Source organism: Variovorax sp. VNK109 (assembly GCF_049445855.1).
Classification (GTDB): domain Bacteria; phylum Pseudomonadota; class Gammaproteobacteria; order Burkholderiales; family Burkholderiaceae_C; genus JAGOCV01.
In genome coordinates this window covers 189791-208394 of sequence record NZ_JBMSDV010000006.1, presented here as the reverse complement: position 1 = coordinate 208394, position 18604 = coordinate 189791, and the positions used below count along the sequence as shown (strand labels likewise).

Annotated in this window: 21 protein-coding genes, 1 tRNA gene and 1 pseudogene; 15 read left to right on the top strand and 8 right to left on the bottom strand. The window is 65.1% G+C overall.

All coding sequences use genetic code 11. From position 1 onward, the window contains the following. Positions 1 to 9: 9 nt before the first annotated feature. From ACO2Q9_RS18895 to ACO2Q9_RS18875, 5 genes are read left to right on the top strand one after another with little or no spacing between them, the layout of a single operon-like run. On the top strand, positions 10 to 585 hold the full coding sequence (locus ACO2Q9_RS18895; RefSeq protein ID WP_423313613.1) for an RBBP9/YdeN family alpha/beta hydrolase: 576 nt from the start codon (positions 10 to 12) through the stop codon (positions 583 to 585). Then, a complete protein-coding gene (locus ACO2Q9_RS18890) occupies positions 582 to 1580 on the top strand; it encodes a sulfate ABC transporter substrate-binding protein (protein ID WP_423313612.1) in 999 nt (332 codons plus the stop codon). The genes ACO2Q9_RS18895 and ACO2Q9_RS18890 overlap by 4 nt, the downstream gene beginning before the upstream one ends. Next, on the top strand, positions 1581 to 2465 hold the full coding sequence (gene cysT, locus ACO2Q9_RS18885) for a sulfate ABC transporter permease subunit CysT (RefSeq protein ID WP_423313610.1): 885 nt from the start codon (positions 1581 to 1583) through the stop codon (positions 2463 to 2465). Then, a complete protein-coding gene (gene cysW, locus ACO2Q9_RS18880) occupies positions 2465 to 3376 on the top strand; it encodes a sulfate ABC transporter permease subunit CysW (protein WP_423313608.1) in 912 nt (303 codons plus the stop codon). Before cysT ends, cysW begins: the two co-directional genes overlap by 1 nt. A gap of 16 nt (positions 3377 to 3392) precedes the next feature. Beyond that, positions 3393 to 4496: a sulfate/molybdate ABC transporter ATP-binding protein gene (locus ACO2Q9_RS18875; RefSeq protein WP_423313607.1), complete on the top strand. Its 1104-nt coding sequence runs from the start codon at positions 3393 to 3395 to the stop codon at positions 4494 to 4496. 30 nt (positions 4497 to 4526) lie between these two features. Here the strand turns inward: ACO2Q9_RS18875 and ACO2Q9_RS18870 are convergent, their stop codons facing one another. Both ACO2Q9_RS18870 and ACO2Q9_RS18865 read right to left on the bottom strand, forming a co-directional pair. Next, entirely contained in the window at positions 4527 to 5060 is a 534-nt protein-coding gene (locus ACO2Q9_RS18870; RefSeq protein ID WP_423313605.1) for a rhodanese family protein, read from the bottom strand. A gap of 19 nt (positions 5061 to 5079) precedes the next feature. After that, positions 5080 to 5391, bottom strand: coding sequence for an ArsR/SmtB family transcription factor (locus ACO2Q9_RS18865; RefSeq protein ID WP_423313602.1), 312 nt, complete (start codon positions 5389 to 5391; stop codon positions 5080 to 5082). Positions 5392 to 5466: 75 nt separating this feature from the next. Between ACO2Q9_RS18865 and ACO2Q9_RS18860 the strand changes: the two genes are divergently transcribed. After that, positions 5467 to 6336, top strand: a complete 870-nt coding sequence (locus tag ACO2Q9_RS18860; protein WP_423313600.1) for an MBL fold metallo-hydrolase — start codon at positions 5467 to 5469, stop codon at positions 6334 to 6336. Positions 6337 to 6383: 47 nt separating this feature from the next. Then, positions 6384 to 6460: transfer RNA gene (locus tag ACO2Q9_RS18855), tRNA-Arg, on the top strand. A 15-nt stretch (positions 6461 to 6475) separates the two neighbouring features. Here the strand turns inward: ACO2Q9_RS18855 and ACO2Q9_RS18850 are convergent. Genes ACO2Q9_RS18850 through ACO2Q9_RS18835 form a run of 4 tightly spaced genes read right to left on the bottom strand, consistent with a single transcriptional unit; the run spans position 6476 to position 9963 of the window. After that, on the bottom strand, positions 6476 to 7174 hold the full coding sequence (locus ACO2Q9_RS18850) for a Crp/Fnr family transcriptional regulator (RefSeq protein ID WP_423313598.1): 699 nt from the start codon (positions 7172 to 7174) through the stop codon (positions 6476 to 6478). A 29-nt stretch (positions 7175 to 7203) separates the two neighbouring features. Next, positions 7204 to 8187, bottom strand: coding sequence for a tripartite tricarboxylate transporter substrate binding protein (locus tag ACO2Q9_RS18845; RefSeq protein WP_423313597.1), 984 nt, complete (start codon positions 8185 to 8187; stop codon positions 7204 to 7206). A 25-nt stretch (positions 8188 to 8212) separates the two neighbouring features. Then, on the bottom strand, positions 8213 to 9550 hold the full coding sequence (locus tag ACO2Q9_RS18840; RefSeq protein ID WP_423313595.1) for a (Fe-S)-binding protein: 1338 nt from the start codon (positions 9548 to 9550) through the stop codon (positions 8213 to 8215). Next, positions 9547 to 9963: a RidA family protein gene (locus tag ACO2Q9_RS18835; RefSeq protein ID WP_423313593.1), complete on the bottom strand. Its 417-nt coding sequence runs from the start codon at positions 9961 to 9963 to the stop codon at positions 9547 to 9549. The genes ACO2Q9_RS18840 and ACO2Q9_RS18835 overlap by 4 nt, the downstream gene beginning before the upstream one ends. A 136-nt stretch (positions 9964 to 10099) precedes the next feature. Here ACO2Q9_RS18835 and ACO2Q9_RS18830 point away from each other — a divergent pair, with 136 nt between their 5' ends. From ACO2Q9_RS18830 to ACO2Q9_RS18805, 6 genes are all read left to right on the top strand, one after another. Continuing rightward, the gene (locus ACO2Q9_RS18830; RefSeq protein WP_423313591.1) at positions 10100 to 10480 is read left to right on the top strand and encodes a hypothetical protein; all 381 of its coding nucleotides are present in this window, start codon (positions 10100 to 10102) and stop codon (positions 10478 to 10480) included. Positions 10481 to 10621: 141 nt separating this feature from the next. After that, entirely contained in the window at positions 10622 to 11794 is a 1173-nt protein-coding gene (locus ACO2Q9_RS18825) for a TolC family protein (RefSeq protein WP_423313589.1), read from the top strand. Next, positions 11791 to 12345 (top strand): hypothetical protein, encoded by a 555-nt coding sequence (locus ACO2Q9_RS18820; protein ID WP_423313587.1) that lies wholly within the window; start codon positions 11791 to 11793, stop codon positions 12343 to 12345. Before ACO2Q9_RS18825 ends, ACO2Q9_RS18820 begins: the two co-directional genes overlap by 4 nt. After that, entirely contained in the window at positions 12342 to 13451 is a 1110-nt protein-coding gene (locus ACO2Q9_RS18815; RefSeq protein ID WP_423313585.1) for an efflux RND transporter periplasmic adaptor subunit, read from the top strand. Before ACO2Q9_RS18820 ends, ACO2Q9_RS18815 begins: the two co-directional genes overlap by 4 nt. A 6-nt stretch (positions 13452 to 13457) precedes the next feature. After that, entirely contained in the window at positions 13458 to 16568 is a 3111-nt protein-coding gene (locus ACO2Q9_RS18810) for an efflux RND transporter permease subunit (RefSeq protein WP_423313583.1), read from the top strand. 22 nt (positions 16569 to 16590) lie between these two features. Beyond that, positions 16591 to 16971: a hypothetical protein gene (locus ACO2Q9_RS18805; protein ID WP_423313581.1), complete on the top strand. Its 381-nt coding sequence runs from the start codon at positions 16591 to 16593 to the stop codon at positions 16969 to 16971. A gap of 16 nt (positions 16972 to 16987) precedes the next feature. Here the strand turns inward: ACO2Q9_RS18805 and ACO2Q9_RS18800 are convergent, their stop codons facing one another. Beyond that, entirely contained in the window at positions 16988 to 17293 is a 306-nt protein-coding gene (locus tag ACO2Q9_RS18800; RefSeq protein WP_423313579.1) for a hypothetical protein, read from the bottom strand. A 265-nt stretch (positions 17294 to 17558) separates the two neighbouring features. Here ACO2Q9_RS18800 and ACO2Q9_RS18795 point away from each other — a divergent pair. Beyond that, positions 17559 to 17849 (top strand): annotated as a pseudogene (locus tag ACO2Q9_RS18795) (GNAT family N-acetyltransferase); the annotation flags it as partial. A gap of 35 nt (positions 17850 to 17884) precedes the next feature. Here the strand turns inward: ACO2Q9_RS18795 and ACO2Q9_RS18790 are convergent. After that, the gene (locus tag ACO2Q9_RS18790; protein ID WP_423313577.1) at positions 17885 to 18202 is read right to left on the bottom strand and encodes a YnfA family protein; all 318 of its coding nucleotides are present in this window, start codon (positions 18200 to 18202) and stop codon (positions 17885 to 17887) included. A gap of 96 nt (positions 18203 to 18298) precedes the next feature. Between ACO2Q9_RS18790 and ACO2Q9_RS18785 the strand changes: the two genes are divergently transcribed. Continuing rightward, complete coding sequence (locus tag ACO2Q9_RS18785; RefSeq protein ID WP_423313576.1) at positions 18299 to 18553, top strand: hypothetical protein; 255 nt, start codon at positions 18299 to 18301, stop codon at positions 18551 to 18553. Positions 18554 to 18604: the final 51 nt, after the last annotated feature.

Sequence of the window (18604 nt, the reverse complement as noted above, 5' to 3'; positions counted from 1 at the left end):
AGATAGACAGTGGGAGCCACGCTCGTCATCGTCCCCGGCTGGCGCGACTCCGGTCCCGGCCACTGGCAAAGCCTGTGGGCCGAGCGGGTGGAGGGTGCGCTGCGCGTGCAGCAGGACAACTGGATCACACCCTCGCGCAGTTCCTGGGTGGCGTCCGTCGCCTCGACCATCCTGTCCGCGCCCGGGCCGGTGGTTGTGGCGGCGCACAGCCTGGGCGCGGTGGCGGTGAGCCACCTGCCCGAAGAAGCGGCGGCGCGCATCCAGGGGGCGCTGCTCGTCGCGCCGGCCGACCCGGAGCGTCGCGCCGTACTGAGTGATTTCGCGCCGGTCCCTTATGCGCGGCTGCCTTACCGCAGCGTGCTGGTGGCCAGCACCAACGATCCGTTCTGCCCGGTGCGACTGGCGGGGGCCTATGCCCGCGCCTGGGGCAGTGAGTTCGTGCGCCTGCCCGAAGCGGGCCACATCAACATCGAGTCCGGCCATGGGGAATGGCCGCTCGGCATCGCGCTTTTGCAATCGCTGGCGGGAGAGCCCGGCTTCACGGTCCGGCCTGCCGCCCAAAGTCAACTCCTGGAAACAGCATGAAAACGAAAATCCGCATCATCCTTGCAACCGCAGCACTCTCCGTCGCCGGCGCTGCCTCGGCACAGGCGAGCCTGCTCAACGCCTCGTACGACGTGGCCCGTGAGTTCTACAAGGATTACAACGCCGCCTTCGTCGCCCACTACAAGAAGACAACCGGCAAGGACGTGAAGATCGACCAGGCGCACGGCGGCTCCAGCGCGCAGGCGCGTGCCGTGGCCGAAGGCCTGGATGCGGACGTGGTGACGATGAACACCTCCACCGACATCGACTTCCTGGCCGAGAAGGGCGTGGTCGCGAAGGACTGGAACAAGAAATTTCCCAACAACGCAGCGCCCACGACGTCCACGATGCTGTTCCTGGTGCGCAACGGCAACCCCAAGGGCATCAAGGATTGGGACGACCTGATCAAGCCCGGCGTGCAGGTCGTGGTGGTCAACCCCAAGACCGGCGGCAACGGCCGCTACGCCTATCTGGCTGCCTGGGGCTACGCCAAGAAGAAGGGCGCAAGCGACGCACAAGCCGCCGAGTTCGTGTCCAAGCTCTACAAGAATGTGCCCGTGCTCGCGCGTGGCGGCCGCGATGCCACCACCGCGTTCCTGCAACGCAACATCGGTGACGCGCTGATCACCTTCGAATCGGAAGTGGTCTCCATCAACAACGAATTCGGCGCGGGCAAGGTCGATGCCATCCACCCGTCCATCAGCATCGTGGCCGAGAACCCCGTGGCCGTCGTCGAGCGCACCGTCGCCAAGAAGGGCACGGCCGACGTGGCCAAGGCTTACCTCGACTGGCTGTATTCGGAAGAGGCTCAGGAAATTGCTGCCAAGCACGCCATGCGCCCCCGTTCGCAGACCGTGCTGAAGAAGCACATTGCCGTGTTCAAGCCGATCCAGCTGTTCACGGTGCAGGAACTGTTCGGCAGCCTGGGTGAAGCGCAGAAGGTCCACTTCAACGATGGCGGACAGTTCGACAAGATCTACACCGTCGGCAAGTAAATGACCGCTGCTTCCAGTGCGGCGCTGCCGGCCGGGCCGGCCGCCGCAAACAACCGCGCGCGCGGTGCCAAGCGCGTGCTTCCGGGATTCAACATCACGCTCGGCTACACGCTGCTGTACCTCAGCCTGATCGTCCTCATCCCGCTGTCATCGCTGGTCTTCAAGACGTTCACGCTCACCTGGGAACAGTTCTGGGTGGCCGTGACGTCGCCACGTGTGTTGGCTTCATACCGTCTCACGTTCGGCGCTTCGCTCTTCGCCGCGATCGTCAACGCCTTCTTCGGACTGCTGATCGCCTGGGTGCTGGTGCGCTACAAGTTCCCGGGCAAGAAGCTGGTGGACGCGCTGGTGGACCTGCCGTTCGCGCTGCCTACGGCGGTGGCCGGCATCTCGCTCACCGCGCTGCTCGCGGGCAACGGCTGGATCGGCCAGTACCTCGAGCCGCTTGGCATCAAGCTCGCGTTCAACCCGGCGGGTGTGGTGATCGCGCTGATCTTCATCGGCCTGCCTTTCGTCGTGCGAACGGTGCAGCCGGTGCTGGAAGACACGGAGAAAGAACTCGAAGAAGCCGCTACCTCGCTCGGCGCGACGCGCCTGCAGACCTTCACCAAGGTGATCTTCCCGTCCATTGCCCCCGCGCTGCTCACCGGCTTCGCCATGGCGTTCGCGCGTGCGGTGGGTGAATACGGCTCGGTGATCTTCATCGCGGGCAACATGCCCATGGTGTCGGAAATCACGCCGCTCATCATCATCGGCAAGCTGGAACAGTACGACTACGCGGGCGCAACCGCCGTGGCCGTGGTGATGCTGGTCATCTCGTTCATCCTGCTGCTCATCATCAACGGCCTGCAAGCCTGGCAGCGCCGCACCACGGGAGCGAACTGATGAGCGCAAAACAACCCATCCGCCGCGCCAAGGCCGGCACGACCGAAGCGCCCTGGGTGCGCTGGTTGCTGATCGGCAGCGCGCTCGGTTTCATGTTCCTGTTCCTCGTGCTGCCTCTGGCCGCGGTGTTCACCGAGGCATTGCGCAAGGGCTGGGGCGCCTATGTCGACGCGCTGCGCGAGCCTGATGCGTGGGCCGCCATCCGTCTCACGCTGATCACGGCTGCCATCGCTGTGCCGCTGAACCTCGTGTTCGGCGTGTGTGCTGCGTGGGCCATCGCCAAGTACGAGTTCCGGGGCAAGGCCTTCCTCACCACGCTGGTCGATCTGCCGTTCTCGGTGTCGCCCGTCGTGGCCGGCCTGATCTACGTGCTCATGTTCGGCGCGCAGGGCTGGATCGGCCCGTGGCTGGCCGAGCACAACATCAAGATCATCTTCGCGGTGCCCGGCATCGTGCTGGCGACGGTGTTCGTGACCTTCCCGTTCATCGCGCGCGAGCTCATTCCGCTGATGCAGGCGCAAGGCAATGAGGAAGAGCAGGCCGCCATCGTGCTGGGCGCGACCGGCTGGCAGACCTTCTGGTACGTCACGTTGCCCAACATCAAGTGGGGCCTGCTGTACGGCGTGATCCTGTGCAACGCGCGCGCCATGGGCGAGTTCGGCGCGGTGTCGGTGGTGTCGGGGCACATCCGTGGACAAACCAACACGATCCCGCTGCACGTGGAAATCCTCTACAACGAATACCAGTCCGTCGCCGCATTCGCCGTGGCATCGCTGCTGGCCGTGCTGGCGCTGGTGACACTGGCCATCAAGTCATTCGTCGAATGGCGGCATGAGCGCGAACTGAAAGCCGCCGCCAACCTGCCGCCCGAGCAGCCTGTTTTCGCCACCGCTGCAACCGCAGTGAGGTGACGCAAGGAAGAACAACATGAGCATTGAAATCCGCAACATCAGCAAGCGCTTCGGCGATTTCCACGCCCTGCGTGACGTGAGCCTGGACATCAATTCGGGTGAACTCATCGCGCTGCTCGGCCCGTCCGGCTGCGGCAAGACCACGCTGCTGCGCATCATCGCGGGGCTGGAAACGGCCGACTACGGCACCATCCATTTCTCGGGCGAAGACACCACCGACGTGCATGTGCGCGAGCGCAACGTGGGCTTCGTGTTCCAGCATTACGCGCTGTTCCGCCACATGACCGTGTTCGAGAACGTGGCCTTCGGCCTGCGCGTCAAGCCGCGCAGCGAGCGCCCGAGCGAAGCGCAGATCAAGAAGAAGGTGCACGACCTGCTGGGCCTGGTGCAACTCGACTGGCTGGCCGACCGCTACCCGTCGCAGCTGTCGGGCGGGCAGCGCCAACGCATTGCTCTGGCCCGCGCGCTCGCCGTCGAACCCAAGGTGCTGCTGCTGGACGAACCCTTCGGCGCGCTCGACGCCAAGGTGCGCAAGGAACTGCGCCGCTGGCTGCGCCGCCTGCACGACGAACTGCACGTCACCAGCATTTTCGTGACGCACGACCAGGAAGAAGCGCTCGAAGTCGCCGACCGCGTGGTGCTGATGAACGCCGGCAACGTCGAGCAGGTCGGCACGCCGCAGGACGTGTGGGAACACCCGGCCAGCCCGTTCGTCTACGGCTTCCTGGGCGATGTGAACCTGTTCCACGGACGCGCCCACGAAGGCCAGGTGCTGCTGGAAGGCATCCAGATCGACTCGCCCGAACACAGCAAGGTGCAGGACGCCAAGGCCTTCGCCTACGTGCGCCCGCACGACCTCGAAGTGCAGCGCTGGGCACCCGGCGGCAACGTGGATGAAGCCGGCCGTCCGCGTGGCATCGTCGCGCAGCTCGACCGCGCCATCGTTGTCGGCCCGATTGCCCGGCTGGAGCTGATCCCGGCCGAGGAAGAGAAGGGCGGCGCTGCTGCTTCGATCATCGAGGCGCAGATTCCGGCCGAGCAGTTCCGTGAACTCGGTCTGCGTGAAGGCGAAACGCTGGTGGTGACGCCGCGCCGCGCCCGGGTGTTCGTGGAGCAATAGTCGTGAACCGGCGGGTTCGCCTCGCCAGTCTCAAGTCTCGCTGGCCATGGCATTGCGGTTCCAGGGCATGTGCATCAGGACGCGTGCAAGCCCGCAAAACCCCGATACGCCAGCGAAGACAAGGCCCGCTCCCACGATGCCCGAGAGCAGATGGAACCACGGTGAGATCGTGGCGCCCGTCACGGCACCCAGAACGATCAGCGATCCTGCAGCGATCTGCACCTGTCTTTGCAATTCCAGCGGACGCGATTTGTCTTCCACGACAGGCAGACCGGCCTTCTTCCAGGCATCCAGTCCACCCTCGATGACGTAGGCGTCGCAGCCGGCCCATGCTTCGAGTTGCGGCGCATTCATCCGCGTACGGTGGCCCGAGCGGCAATGGAAGATGACGGCCGGTGCGCCACCGGTCGGCAGGGTGCTGATGTGCAGGCGATCCATCGGCAAATGGCGCGCCTGTGTGATCCGCTCACGGGCATGTTCATCGGCATTCCGGATGTCCAGCAGGACGGCTCCTTCTTTCAGGAGGTCATGGGCGGCTCTGGGTGAGAGGGACTTGATGGTCATGGTGGGCTCCAGTGAAAGTTCAGGGGCAGAAGATGGCTTTGAGCGTTGCGACCAGCGCCGCTACATCGTGATTTTCGATTCGGTAGTAAAGGGTCTGCGCCTCGCGCCGGTAGATCACCAAGCCCTCGTCGCGCATCCGGGCGAGGTGCTGGGACAGTGCGGACTGACTCAACGCCAGGTTCTCGTGGAGTGCGCCGACGCTCAGTTCCCCATGCTCTATCAGCAGACAAAGAATCAGCAGACGGTGTTCATTGCCGACCGCGCGCAGCATGGCGGCGGCTTTGGTCGCCCCGTGCTGCATGAATTGCCTGTCTTTCCTGCTGGGTGTCATGAAGTTTTCTATTTCACATTTTGCTAATTTAGATTATTCTAATATAGATAGGCACATTTTTGAACAGGACCATCCATGTCATGCGCCGCCCGAATAGAAGCCTTTTTTGACGAGGTCACGAATACCGTGACTTACCTCGTGTCGGACCCCGCGACACGGCAAGCTGCCGTGATCGATCCGGTGCTTGACTACGATTTCCGGAACGGCAAGGTATGCACTAAATCGGCCGACCGGGTGCTGGCAACTGCGGACGCGCAGAAGCTGGACGTGGTCTGGATTCTGGAGACGCACGCTCACGCGGACCATCTGAGCGCGGCACCCTACTTTCAGTTCCGCACGGGGGCCAGTATCGCCATCGGTGAGCGCATCCGGGACGTGCAGGGCATCTTCTGGCCGATCTTCAACCTGGAGGGTACGCCTGGCGAGGGCTCGGAATTCGATCGCTTGCTGCGTGATGGCGAGTTCGTTGAGCTCGGTAATCTGCAGATCGAAGTGCTCCACACCCCGGGGCATACCCCTGCGTGTGTCTCTTACCGCGTGAACGACGCGGTGTTCGTGGGCGACACGCTGTTCATGCCCGACTACGGCACGGCGCGCGCCGACTTTCCGGGAGGGAGTGCCGCTGCGCTGTACAAATCCATCCGCAAGCTGCTTGCGCTTCCTCCCGAAACGCGGTTGTTCATGTGTCATGACTACAAGGCGCCCGGCAGGGACACCTTTGAGTGGGAGAGCACGGTTGCCGAGCAGCGCGCACGCAACGTGCACGTCCATGAAGGTATGCAGATGGACGATTTCGTCGCGATGCGCCAGCGCCGTGATGCAACCCTGGCAGCGCCCGCGCTTTTGCTGCCGTCGATCCAGCTCAACATCCGTGCGGGAAAGTGGCCCGAGGCCGAGTCCAACGGCGTACGCTATCTGAAGATTCCAATGCGTCTTCCGGCATGACCATGTTCAGATGCCTGCGATAATGCGGCGCTTCATTCGCAGTACATCTGCCCGTAGCTCAGTTGGATAGAGCAACAGCCTTCTAAGCTGTGGGTCGGGGGTTCGATTCCCTCCGGGCAGGCCAATTGCCCGCGCTCTGTCAGTCCACCGCCGCGAGCACGCCCGGCTCCAGGATGACAATCCTTCCCGGGTACTTCGAGATCAGCCCGCGCTTCTCGAAGTCGGCCAGCGTCAGGCTCACCCAGGTGCGCGTCGCTCCTACCAGTTTTCCCAGATCGTCATGCGTGAGGCCTTCCACGGTCGACGCGCCGTTGCTGCGCGGGTCAGCCGCAGCAAGCGCGACGAGGATGCGCCCCAGTCGCACACGCGAAGAATCGAGGGCGAGCGGACCGGCACGCTGGATGTTCTCCGCGGCAAGGATGGCCAGCAGCCGGGTGAGGTTGATGGCGAACTGCGGGATGGTCCGCATGCAATGCACGAGGTCTGCCACGGGCATCACCATCGCGTCGACCGAACCGACGCTCTCGGCCGTGAGGATGCGCGGCTTGCCGAGCACGGCGGCGGCCAGGCCGAGCAGGCTGCCGGCGGTGACCATCATCACGGTGAACTCGTCGCCCTCTGCAGAGGAAAGGTAAAGCCGCACGCGCCCGGCTTTCACCACGATCAGCGAATCGCTGGGCTCGCCTTCGCGGAACAGCGTGCGACGCGGCCCGTACAGCCGCGAGTGCATGCAGGCCTCGATCTGCCGGATCTCGCCTTCGGCCAGACCCCGCAGCGCGATGTCCCACTTGAGCCTGGAGTCGCCCTGATCGCCTGAGGGGTCGTTCGGTTCGGTCACGCCGGGATTATCGGGCGCGCATCGGACGGTCACTGCACCTTGATGTTGCTGTCCTTCGCCACCTTCGACCAGCGTGCGATCTCGGTGCGGATGAATTCGTCGTAGTCGCGCGGCATGCTGCCGACGGGCTCCATGCCGAAGTCGCGCACCTTCGCGGCAAACTGCGGTTCCTTCACCACCGAGGCGATGTCGGCGCCGATCTTCTCGATGACCGGACGCGGCACCTTGCTGCCGATCACCATGCCGAAGGCGGACACCACTTCGAAGCCCGGGAGTGTTTCCGCAATGGTCGGGTACTGCGGGTCGGCGGTGAGGCGATCCTTCAGCGTGACGCCCAGCATCTTGAGTTTGCCTGCCTTGACGTACTCACGCACCGGCGCCCACACGTCGAACATCAGCGGCACGCGTCCGCTGATCACGTCGGCGTGTGCGGCCGCGCTACCGCTGTAGGGCACGTGCAGCAGGTCGATGCCCGCGCGCTTGTTGAGCATTTCACCCGACACGTGGTTGAGCGTGCCGACGCCGGGCGTGGCATAGCTCAGCGTGCCGGGTTTCGATTTGGCGAGCGCGATCAGTTCCGCCACGCTGTTGGCTGGCAGGGACGGATGCGCGACCAGCACACAGGCAGACGTGGTGAGCTGGCTCACACCCGACAGGTCGGCCAGCGTGTCGTAGGGCATGTCGCTGCGGATGGCGGGGTTCACCACATGGGCCATCACCACCATGCCGATGGTGTGCCCGTCGGGTGCGGCTTTCGCGACGAGGTTGGTGCCGATGGTCGAGCCGCCGCCCACGCGGTTTTCCACCACTACGGTCTGCTTCCAGCGGTCCGACAGGCGCTCGCCGAGCATGCGCGCGAGCACATCGGTGGGGCCACCGGCGGAGAACGGCACGATGATCTTCACCGGCTTCGACGGGAATGCATCCTGCGCCAGCGAGGGCAGCGTGGCGAGAGGGCCGCCCGACAGCAGGGCTGCAAAGGAAAGCAGGGCGTGGCGTCGTGAGGTTGACATGGACATCCTTTCTACATGACTCGGTTCAGGATCCGTTGGAAGGGGCTTGCCGGCGCGGCGGCTCCGTCGACAGGCAATCCAGCCCGCCGCGGAACTCCGCCACCGAAAAGATCTCGGGCCCATGCTTTTGCAGCCAGTCGCCGTCGATGTCGACGCCGTTGTGCTCCAGATAGGGTCTTGCCTCGTCCACGATGGCCTGCCATTCTTCGTGCAGGCGATAGTTCTTGAACTGGTCCACGTGCGGCTTCATGCCTGCGGCCTGCGCCAGCAGGTCGGTGAAGTTGAGCACCTCGAAATGTCCATCCTTCTCGTGATGGGCGAACGACATGTGGCAGCCGTGATAGAGCGTCACCAGCGCGTCGGCGTTGTGGGCATGCACGCGCTCGATGAGGTGGTCGTGCTCGATGTCGCGTAGCGCTGGCGTCTTGTTGCAGCCCGAGCCGCCGCAGGTGTAGGACGACTCCAGCACGGTTTCCACCAGCTCGAGCCCGGGGATGCACCGGAGCAAAGCCTCCACATTGCGGCCGACTTCCGGCAGTCCGCGGTGCGCATGCAGCACCACGCGTTTGCGCACCGGCGTGGTGAAGAGCTTCTTCAGATCGTCCGATCGGGCCAGCAGCCAGTCGGTGACATGGTCGAAATCGAAGTGGCGCTCGGCGAAGCCGCCCATGGTCTCGTCCAGATGCACCGCGCAGGTGGGGCACCAGTTGAGCACCTTCGTGGGCTGGAAGCTGTTGAAGCGCGTGAGGGTGTTGCTGGTGAAGCGCCCGCCGACCTTGGCCTCGCCCTCCCACTTGGTGGCGATGACGCCGCAGCACGATGAAGGGCCGCCGAGCACCTCGTAGTCCGCGCCGAGCGCGTCCAGCACATACATCACGTTGAACAGAAGATGCGGTGTACGGACGGCGTTGCAGCCGGTGTAGAAGACGATGTCGGCCTCGCGCCGGCGCGGCGTGGCGAGCAGCCGCGCGTACTCGGCCGGCACGATCTGCATGGCTGCCATGAGCTTGATGGAACGTGCCATGCGGCGAAAGAGCTGCGGCGTTGCCGACGAGCGTGCCGATTCCTTGATGGTCGCGTGCAGCAGCATCTTGCGCGGGTTCACGCCTTCGGGGCAGGCGGGTATGCAGTCGCCGCAGCCGTTGCAGCCGTGCACCCAGGCTGCGGACGCGGCGGGCATGGGAGCGTCCTCGCCGAGCGAGCGTGTGACGCCTTCGACCAGTTCGACGGAGCCGGCAGTCCGTGCTTCGGAGAAAGGCACAACAGGACAGACCTCGGCGCAGGCACCGCAACGCGTGCAGGCGTCCAGAATGTTGCCGACTTCCGTGTGCAGATAGTCGTCGATGTCGGTGGCGGCGCTCATGTCACGTTTTCCGGCAGCGCGACGATGGCTTCGATCTCGATGAGCATGTCCCGGTGGATCAGCCGGCTCACCTCGACCAGCGTTGCGCCCGGCCGGCCGACGAAGTACGGCGCGCGCAGCTCACGCGTCTCGGTGTCGAAGCGCTCGATGTCGGTGGTGTAGAGCGTGTACTTGACCACGTCCTCCCAGCGCGCGCCCGCCGCGCGGAGGATGTCGCCGATGTTCTGGAAGCACTGCAGCGTCTGCGCCCGCATGTCCCCTGTGCCTACCAACTTGCCGTCAGGGTCGCGGGCCGTGACGCCGGCCGTGTGCAGGAAGCGCCCGCTGGAGACCACGCCCAGCGAGAAGAACACCTTGTCTTCCCATGGCTTGCCCAGCCGGAGATCGATGCGGTTGGCAGACGTGGCGCTCATGCAGTTGGCTTCCTGTTCAAGTGGCTGGAAGCCATTCTGTCGGGCGGGAGGGGCGCTGGCGGTTAAGTTCTTAACACCGGAAGCAGCATGGCCTTCATGACCAAACAGTCAGGCTCTGCTAGCATTCGCGCCGTTCATGAAACGCTGTCTGTTGTTGTTGCTCGTTTTTGTATTGCCGCTCCAGTTGAGCTGGGCAGCGATCCACTATTGCGAAGACGATGACGGCGTAGGTCTGCTGAACGTGGCGTCGGCGCAATTCGATGATCACCGGCATGCCCCTGTGCCTGAGGCCGGATCGGGTAGCACTGCCAGTGTCTCCTTCGATGTCCAGACCGGCAATGCCGATCCCTGTTGTGCTGCCGCGCACGCCTGCCATGGCCTGCATCACCTGATTGCCAATTCCCCTTCCGATCTCGCCGCGCCCGCAAGCGAGCGCGTGCGCTGGCTTTCCAGCGCAGACCCGAGGCCGGACTCGCGCACCGCGCGACTCGAACGTCCGAAATGGCTCGCCGCCTGACGGCGGGCCGCGACACACTCCCCAGCTTTCCATAGCACCCGGTGCCCCTCGCGGTTCCGCCGAAGCAGTCGTTCCTTTCGACCTTCGGAGAACTCGATGTATTTTCATTTCCCGCGGCCACGCATGGTCGCGATGTCTTGCATGTTCGCGCTTGCCGCTACGGCGGGCGCGCAGACCACGGCCCCGACCGTGGCGCCTACCCTCAGGGAGGCAACCGGGGCGGCCTGGCGGTTGAGCGCACAGGCGCGTTCTTCGGTCAGCCGTCAGGCCCAGCTCGACGCGCGCGATCGCGCCGCCGGCGCTTTCCTGGCGGGGCCGCCCGTGCTTTCACTCTCGCAGCAGAACGGACGCGGCATTGCGAGCGGCACGCGCGAGTTCGAGGCGGAAATCTCCGCGCCGCTCTGGTCACCTTCCCTGAAGCGGGCCACCGCGGGGCAGGTCAGCGCGGATCGCGCAACGCTGGAGGCAGAGGCCTCGGCCGCGCAACTTGCAATTGCCGCAGAGACACGGGAGCTCGCCGCCGCAGCCGCCCTTGCCGGCGTTGAGCGGAATCTGGCGGAGCGCAAAGCCGCAGAGGCGCGTGAACTCGTGGCCGACACCGACCGGCGTGTGAAGGCTGGCGAGTCGGCGCGCATCGATGCGTTGCGTGCGCAATCTGCCCTGCGTGAGGCCGAGGGCGCGAAGACGGCGGCCGACGTTTCAGCGGCGCGCACGCTGGCATCCTGGCGCGCGCTCACGGGCCTGACGACCATGGCGGTGCTCGACGAAGCATTGGTCCCGGACGGCGTCAATCCGGTGCTGGTTGCCGCAGAGGCGAGGGTGCGTGCTGCGCGCGCTGCCCTCGACGTGGCGGAAGCCGATCGCCGTGACCCGGTGGAGGTGGGGCTTGCCATGGTGCGCGAACGCCCAGGGGCCGGCGTGCCGAGTGAAAGTTCATGGCGTGTCTCCGTGCGCGTGCCGTTCGGCGGTGACGCCCGCAACGGCCCACGCATTGCCGCCGCGCGGGCCGATGTGGACGAAGCAGAAGCTGCGCTCGACAGTGCGCGCCGGCATGCCGAGGCCGACCGGACAGCAGCGCTGGCCGAACTCACCGCAGCGCGCGAAGCCGAGAAGATCGCCGCGGACCGCGAACGCCTCGCACGCGAGGCGCAGGAGCTGATCGCGAAGTCGCATCGGCTGGGCGAATCGGACATGCCCACGCGGCTGCGCGCCGACACCGAGCGGTTCGAGGCAGAGCTGGCGCGTGCCAGGGCCGCCATCGAGGCGCGTCGCGCCCTATCGAAAGTCAATCAATCCAGCGGGGCTCTCCCATGAATGAATTTTCCGGAACATATAGCGCACGCTGCTGCGCAGCGGTCCTTGCCGCCATCTCTTTGCTGCCGCAGTCGGCCATGGCCGATGACGGCCATGGGCACGGCGAAGCGCCCGTGGCCGAAGCCACGGCAAGCCCGCGCATGGAAGCGCATTCCGATCTTTTTGAACTTGTCGGCATCGTCGACAAGGGACAGCTCGTCATCTACCTGGACCGCTTCGCGACCAACGAGCCTGTTGAGCGCGCGACGATTGCCTACGAAGCCGGGACGGAGAAGGGCGAGGCCAGGGCGCAACCGGACGGAACCTATGTCGCGGCCATCAAGGCAATGGCAGGCAACGAAACCCTGTCGATTGCCTTCACGGTGACGGCGGGAGCAGACGCCGACCTGCTGGCGGGCGACCTCGTGCTGGCCGAAGCACACCATGACGACCACGGCGAAGAGGCCAAACCTCTGGCGCGCTGGGCCGCCTACGCGGCCGCCGCACTTTCCGCTCTCCTGATCCTGGGCTTTGCAGCCCGCAAGTTCTCTGGCCGCAAGGAGGCTGCATGAGCACGAAGCTAATCATCGCGCTGTTGTGCGCTGCATCTTTCCTCATCTCTCCCGCGTGGGCTGGCCCCGGTCACGACCATGGCGATGCGTCGCCCGTTGCCGCGAGCAACGCGCCGAAGCGCCAGCCCGACGGCGTCGTCTTCCTGCCCAAGAACTCGCAACGCCAGCTGGCGGTGAGGACGCGGGTCGCTGAAGAAGCGCAGACGCCGGTGACGGTGGAACTGTCCGGCAAGGCTGTGATGGATGCGAACGCAGGTGGTCGGGTGCAGCCCACCCAGGGCGGCCGGCTTGAAGCCGGTCCGCGCGGCCTGCCAAGTCTCGGGCAACAGGTCCGCAAGGGCGAAGTGCTGGCGGTGGTGCGCGCCTCGACATCGGCCATCGAGCGCGCCAACCAGCAGGCGCTGGTGGCGGAACTCCGCTGGCAACGCGACCTGGCGCGCAGCCGCGCCCAGCGTCTGGCGCAGCTCGAAGGCACGGTGCCGCAGAAGGACATCGAAGCCGCGCGCGCCGAGGCAGACAGCCTGGCCGAAAGGCTGGCGGCCATCAGCGGCTCGACGTCGGCCGGCGAAACGCTCGTCGCGCCGGTGTCGGGCGTGATTTCCGCTGCCAATGCGGTTGCAGGCCAGGTGGTGGATGCGCGCGAAATCCTGTTCGAGATCGTCGACCCTGCGCGCGTGATCGTTGAGGCGTTCGCATTCGATGTGTCGCTGCTCGCCGACATCGGCGGCGCAAGTGCGTCACCGGCTGCCGGTGTTTCGGTGCCGCTGCAGTTCATGGGGGCTGGCCGATCGTTGCGCGAAGGCGCGATTCCGCTGCAGTTCCGGGCATCGGGACAAGGCGCCCTTCCGCTGGCCATCGGCCAGCCGGTGAAGGTGCTCGTGCGTTCGAAGTCGACGGTGAAGGGCTTCGTGATTCCTGCGTCCGCGCTGGTGAAGAGCGCTTCGAACCAGGACATGGTGTGGGTTCATACCGGCGCGGAAGTGTTCGAACCCCGCCCCGTGCGCGCCGCCGCGCTGGACGGCGCGTCCGTTGCGGTGACCGACGGCATCAAGGCCGGCGAACGCGTGGTCACGCAAGGCGCGGCCCTCATCAACCAGGTCAGGTGAGGGCCCATGTTCGAAAAACTGGTTCAGTTCTCATTGCAGAACCGCCTGACCGTCGCATTGATGGCCGCGGTGCTCATGCTCTGCGGCGCCTTCACGCTCGTGCAGATGCCTGTGGATGTCTTTCCCGATCTCAACAAACCCACCGTCACGCTGCAGGCCGAAGCCGGCGGCATGGCGCCGGAAGAGGTCGAGCAACTCATCACGTTGCCCCTGGAGACCGCAATGGGCGGCATTCCCGGTGTGGAGAGCATCCGTTCGGTGTCAAGCGTGGGTCTGGCGTTCGTCTACGTCACCTTCGACTGGAAGACCGACATCTACCGCGCCCGCCAGATGGTGGGCGAGCGCCTGTCAACCGCGCGCGAGCAGTTGCCGCCGGGCGTCGGCCACGTGGGCATGGGGCCCGTGAGTTCGATCATGGGCGAAATCATGTCGGTGGCGCTGCCGATCGACACGTCGAAGACGAGTGCGATGGCGGTGCGCGAATACGCGGACTTCGTCATTCGTCCGCGCTTGCTCACCATTCCCGGTGTGGCGCAGGTCGTACCCATCGGCGGCGAAGTACGCCAGTACCAGGTGCAGCCCGACACCGCGCGCATGTCGTCTCTGGGTGTTACGGTCGAGTCCATCGAGGACGCGCTGCGTGATTTCTCCGGCAACTCGAGCGGCGGCTTCCTCGAGCTCAACTCGCGGGAATACCTCATCCGCAACATCGGCCGTACCACGCGCATCGACGACCTCAAACGACTGCCCGTCGCGTACCGCAACGGACAGTCCATCAGGCTCGATCAGGTCGCATCCGTGGCATTCGCTGCCGCCATCAAACGTGGCGATGCAGGCTACAACGGTGCGCCAGCCGTCATCCTCGGCGTGCAGAAGCAGCCTGATGCGGATACGGTCAAACTCACCGCTCGCGTCGAGGAGGCACTCGAAGGGTTCAGCACTAGCCTGCCCGCAGGCATGGGCGCGCCCATCGTCACGATGCGGCAGGCGAGCTTCATCGAGGCATCGGTCAGCACGCTGCAGGGCAAGTTCCTTGCTGCGGCGTTGGTCGTCGCTGCGGTGCTCTACCTGTTCCTCATGAGTGCGCGCACGACGATCATCGCGCTCACCGCGATCCCGCTGTCGGTGATGATCACAGTGCTGGTGTTCCGCTACTTCGGCTTCTCCATCAACACCATGACGCTGGGCGGCCTGACCATCGCCATCGGCGGGCTGGTGGACGATGCGGTGGTCGGCGTGGAGAACGTGCTGCGGCGACTCAAGCTCGAGCGGCAAGGCCTGGGCGAACGCATCGGTCCCCTCGAACTCATCGCCCGTTCGACGCTTGAGGTGCGCTCGGCCATCGTCTATGCGACCGTCATCATCGTGCTGGTGCTGCTGCCGCTGTTCTTCCTGCCCGGCATCGAAGGGCGGCTGATGCAGCCGCTGGCGGTGGCGTACATCGTGTCGCTGCTTGCATCGATGTTCGTGTCCGTGACGGTCACGCCCGTCATGTGCTACTACCTGCTGCCGAAGATGAAGTCGCTGGACCATGGCGACACGCGCGTGCAGGCCTGGGTGAAGCGTCGCTACGAGCGGGGTCTCCTGCGCGTACTGGCTGCTCCCAGGGGCTGGGTGGTGGCGGGTGGCGTCGCCACGGTATTGGCTGCCGCTGCCGTGCCGCTGTTTCCCACCACCTTCCTGCCGCCTTTCAATGAAGGCGTGGCACTGGTGGGCCTGCGGCTTAACCCCGGTACGACACTGGAAGAGTCTGCGCGCATTGGTTCGGTGGCAGAGCAGAGCCTGCGTGCAGTGCCCGAAGTCGAGCACGTCGGCCGCCGCTCGGGGCGCGCGGAACTCGACGAGCATGCCGAAGGCGTGCACGTGTCGGAACTGGATGTGAAGCTCAAACGCAGCGAGCGCAGCGTGGAGGAAATCTATGCCGACCTGCGCGCACGCATCGCGTCGCTGCCGGCCGCCATCGGCATCGGCCAGCCGATCAGCCACCGCATCGACCATATGCTGTCGGGCGTGCGCACGCAGATCGCCATCAAGATCTACGGAGATGACCTCGACGCCTTGCGGGGACAGGCTGAAGCATTGCGCCAGCGGCTCTCGGCGATCAACGGCGTGGTGGACCTGGAAGTCGAGAAACAGGTCCTGACGCCGCAGATCAAGGTGACGGTCGACTACGACAAGGCAGCAGCCTATGGTCTGCCGCCCGCCAAGCTGCTGCGCGAGCTGCAGCTGATGATCGACGGCGAGAGGGTGTCGCAGATCGTGGAAGGCAGCCGGCGGTTCGATCTGGTGTTGCGCCTGCCCGAGACGGCGCGCGGCATCCAGGGTCTGCGCAACCTGATGATCGATACGCCGGTCGGGCGCGTGCCGCTATCGGTGCTTGCGTCCGTGGAAGAGTCCGACGGACCCAACCAGATCAGCCGTGACGATGGGCGTCGCCGCATCGTGATTTCGGCCAACGCGCAGGGCAGGGCGTTGTCCGACGTGGTGCGCGACATCCGCGACGTGACCGCCGCGACGCAGTTGCCCGAGGGCTACTTCATAACGCTTGGCGGGCAGTTCCAGGCGCAGGAAGAAGCCAGCCGCCTGATTGGCCTGCTGTCGATTGCGTCGGTGGCGCTGATCTTCCTGATCCTGTACTCACGCTACAAGTCGGCGGTGCTGGCGACCATCATCATGGCCAACATCCCGCTGGCGCTGGTGGGTGCCGTCGTGGGGCTGTGGCTGTCGGGCCAGCCGCTGTCCGTGGCGGCGCTGGTGGGCTTCATCACGCTGGCCGGCATCGCCATCCGCAACGGGATCATGAAGGTGTCGCACTACGTGAACCTGCGGGCGTTCGAGGGCGAGGCCTTCGGCGATGCGTTGCTGGCGCGCGGCTCGCTCGAGCGGCTCACGCCCGTGCTGATGACGGCGCTGGTTGCCGCGCTGGCGCTGGCGCCACTGCTGTTCGAAGCCGACATGCCCGGCACCGAGATCCTGCATCCCGTGGCCGTGGTGATCTTCTCCGGCCTCGTCACCTCGACCCTGCTCGACTCGTTCCTCACGCCCGCGATGGTCAAGCTCTTCGGGCGTGAGCCCATCGAGCGGCTGGTCGCGCAGGCAGGCTCTGAGGCGTTCTGAAAATTTTCAACAAGGAGTAAGCATGAAACATCGACTCATTTCCCTGGCGACCGCAGGCGCGCTGATCGCCTTTGCCGGTCCGGTATTCGCGCACGGCGACAGTCATGCTGCGAAGCATGGCGGCATCGTCGTGGAGACGAAAACGCTCGATTTCGAGGTGGTTGCGAAGCCCGAAGCCGTCGTGGTCTACGTGTCGGACCATGGCAAGGACGTCGCGCTGGCCGGCGCCAAGGGCAAGGTGACCCTGCTCAACGGCACGGAGAAATCGGAGGCCGATCTCGTGGTGGCGGGCGACAGGCTGGAAGCCAGGGGGCCATTCAAGGTCGCCAAAGGCACCAAGGGCATCGCGTCGGTGACGCTGGCGGGCAAGGCCGCGGCCACTGCGCGTTTCGAGGTGAAGTGACCCCGAGAGGTCGAGGTCAAGGCTTGTTGGCTTCCTCGACCACCTGGTTGGCCGAGTCGCTGATGCGCTTCAGGTCTGCCTGGGCCGCCGCGATGTAGGCGTTGACGCACTGGACATACCTGTTCTGCTCTGCCTGATACCGGCTGACCTGCAGATTCCAGAGATTCGCGTCTTGCTGGGTTGTCAGCTGGATCGGGGCGACGGGCTTTGAGGGCTTCGTGCAGTTGGCCTGCGGGTAGGTGAAGGCCCCGAAGTTCGAAGGCTCGGCCGCCCCTGCCAGCGTGCAATTGAGAAGAAGCAGGACGGGTAGGGAAGACTTCATGCCGGATTCTTCCTGAATTCCTGTCTTGCCCGGATCAGATGCCCGGGTCGCGCATTTTCTCGATGCCGAGCACGACGCTCAGCAGAAGCAGTTGTGTCACGAGGAATGCTGCGATCATGTCCATTTCGTTCTCCTGTGGGTATCGACCGGTTGCCGGATCTGTTGCGATTTGCCGGGTTTGATTGGGCGCCGGCCGGATGAAGCGGAGTTGTCGGGAAAGTAAAGAAGTTCGGTGGCCTGTGGGCAACTTTGATAATTCCGCCATATGAAGACCATCCGGGAAACCCCGAGATTGCGCCTGCGCCAGGCCTGCGCGGACGACGCTGCCTGGCTGCTCGCGCTCATGAACGAGCCTGCCTACCTCGAAAACATCGGGGACCGGGGTGTGCGCACGGTGGACGACGCGCGAACCTACATCGCCCGAACCTTCGAGCAGAGCTATTGCGACAACGGGCACGGCCTCCATGTCGTCGAGACCAGGGATGAAATCACGCCGGTCGGCCTTTGCGGCCTCGTCCGGCGGGACGCGCTGCCGTACCCGGACATCGGCTTTGCGTTTCTCGCGGGATCTGGCGCAGGATGCCGAGGGGCTCAGCGCGGCTGGAACGCAATGATCCCCATGCCCACGAGCGCAACCGCCACGCCGGCCACGTCCCACGGTGTCGGGCGCACGCCGTCCACCGCCCATAGCCAAGCCAAGGCCATCGCGATGTACATGCCGCCGTAGGCGGCGTAGACCCGGCCCGCAGCAGCTTCGTGCAGCGTGAGCAGCCAGGCGAACAGCGCGAGGCTCACCGCAGCGGGCACCAGCAGCCAGACGCTGCGCCCCTTCACCAGCCACAGGTAGGGCAGGTAACAGCCGACGATTTCGGCGAGGGCAGTGACGGCGTAGAGCAGCAGGGTCTTCATCCTGCGAATGGTAACGATGCATGCGGGCAAAAGGAGCGCAGATGCAGGGCATGCCGTCCGACACTTGCCGCGCAGTGCCGCGACTAATCTGGCCTCATGCCATCCGAACAGGGTTTATCGCTGCGCGCAAGGGGTTCCCGATGGAGCGGGGTGATCGTTGTGGTGACCCGCAACCTGATCTATGTGTTGTCCGTCGTTGCGACCCTGTGCGCGATCGCCGCGTCTTCGATGCGCGGAGAAGAGGCGGCAGCCGTCTACGGCGCCGTCTGGACCATGCTCGGCGGCGCGTTCCTTTGTCTGCTGCTCATGCTGGCTGCGAACTATTTTTCTGCGGACAGCGGCAAAAAATGAAGGATTGGGCGTTGTCCTACACGCAGCGTTCGATTGCAGACGCACACTTGA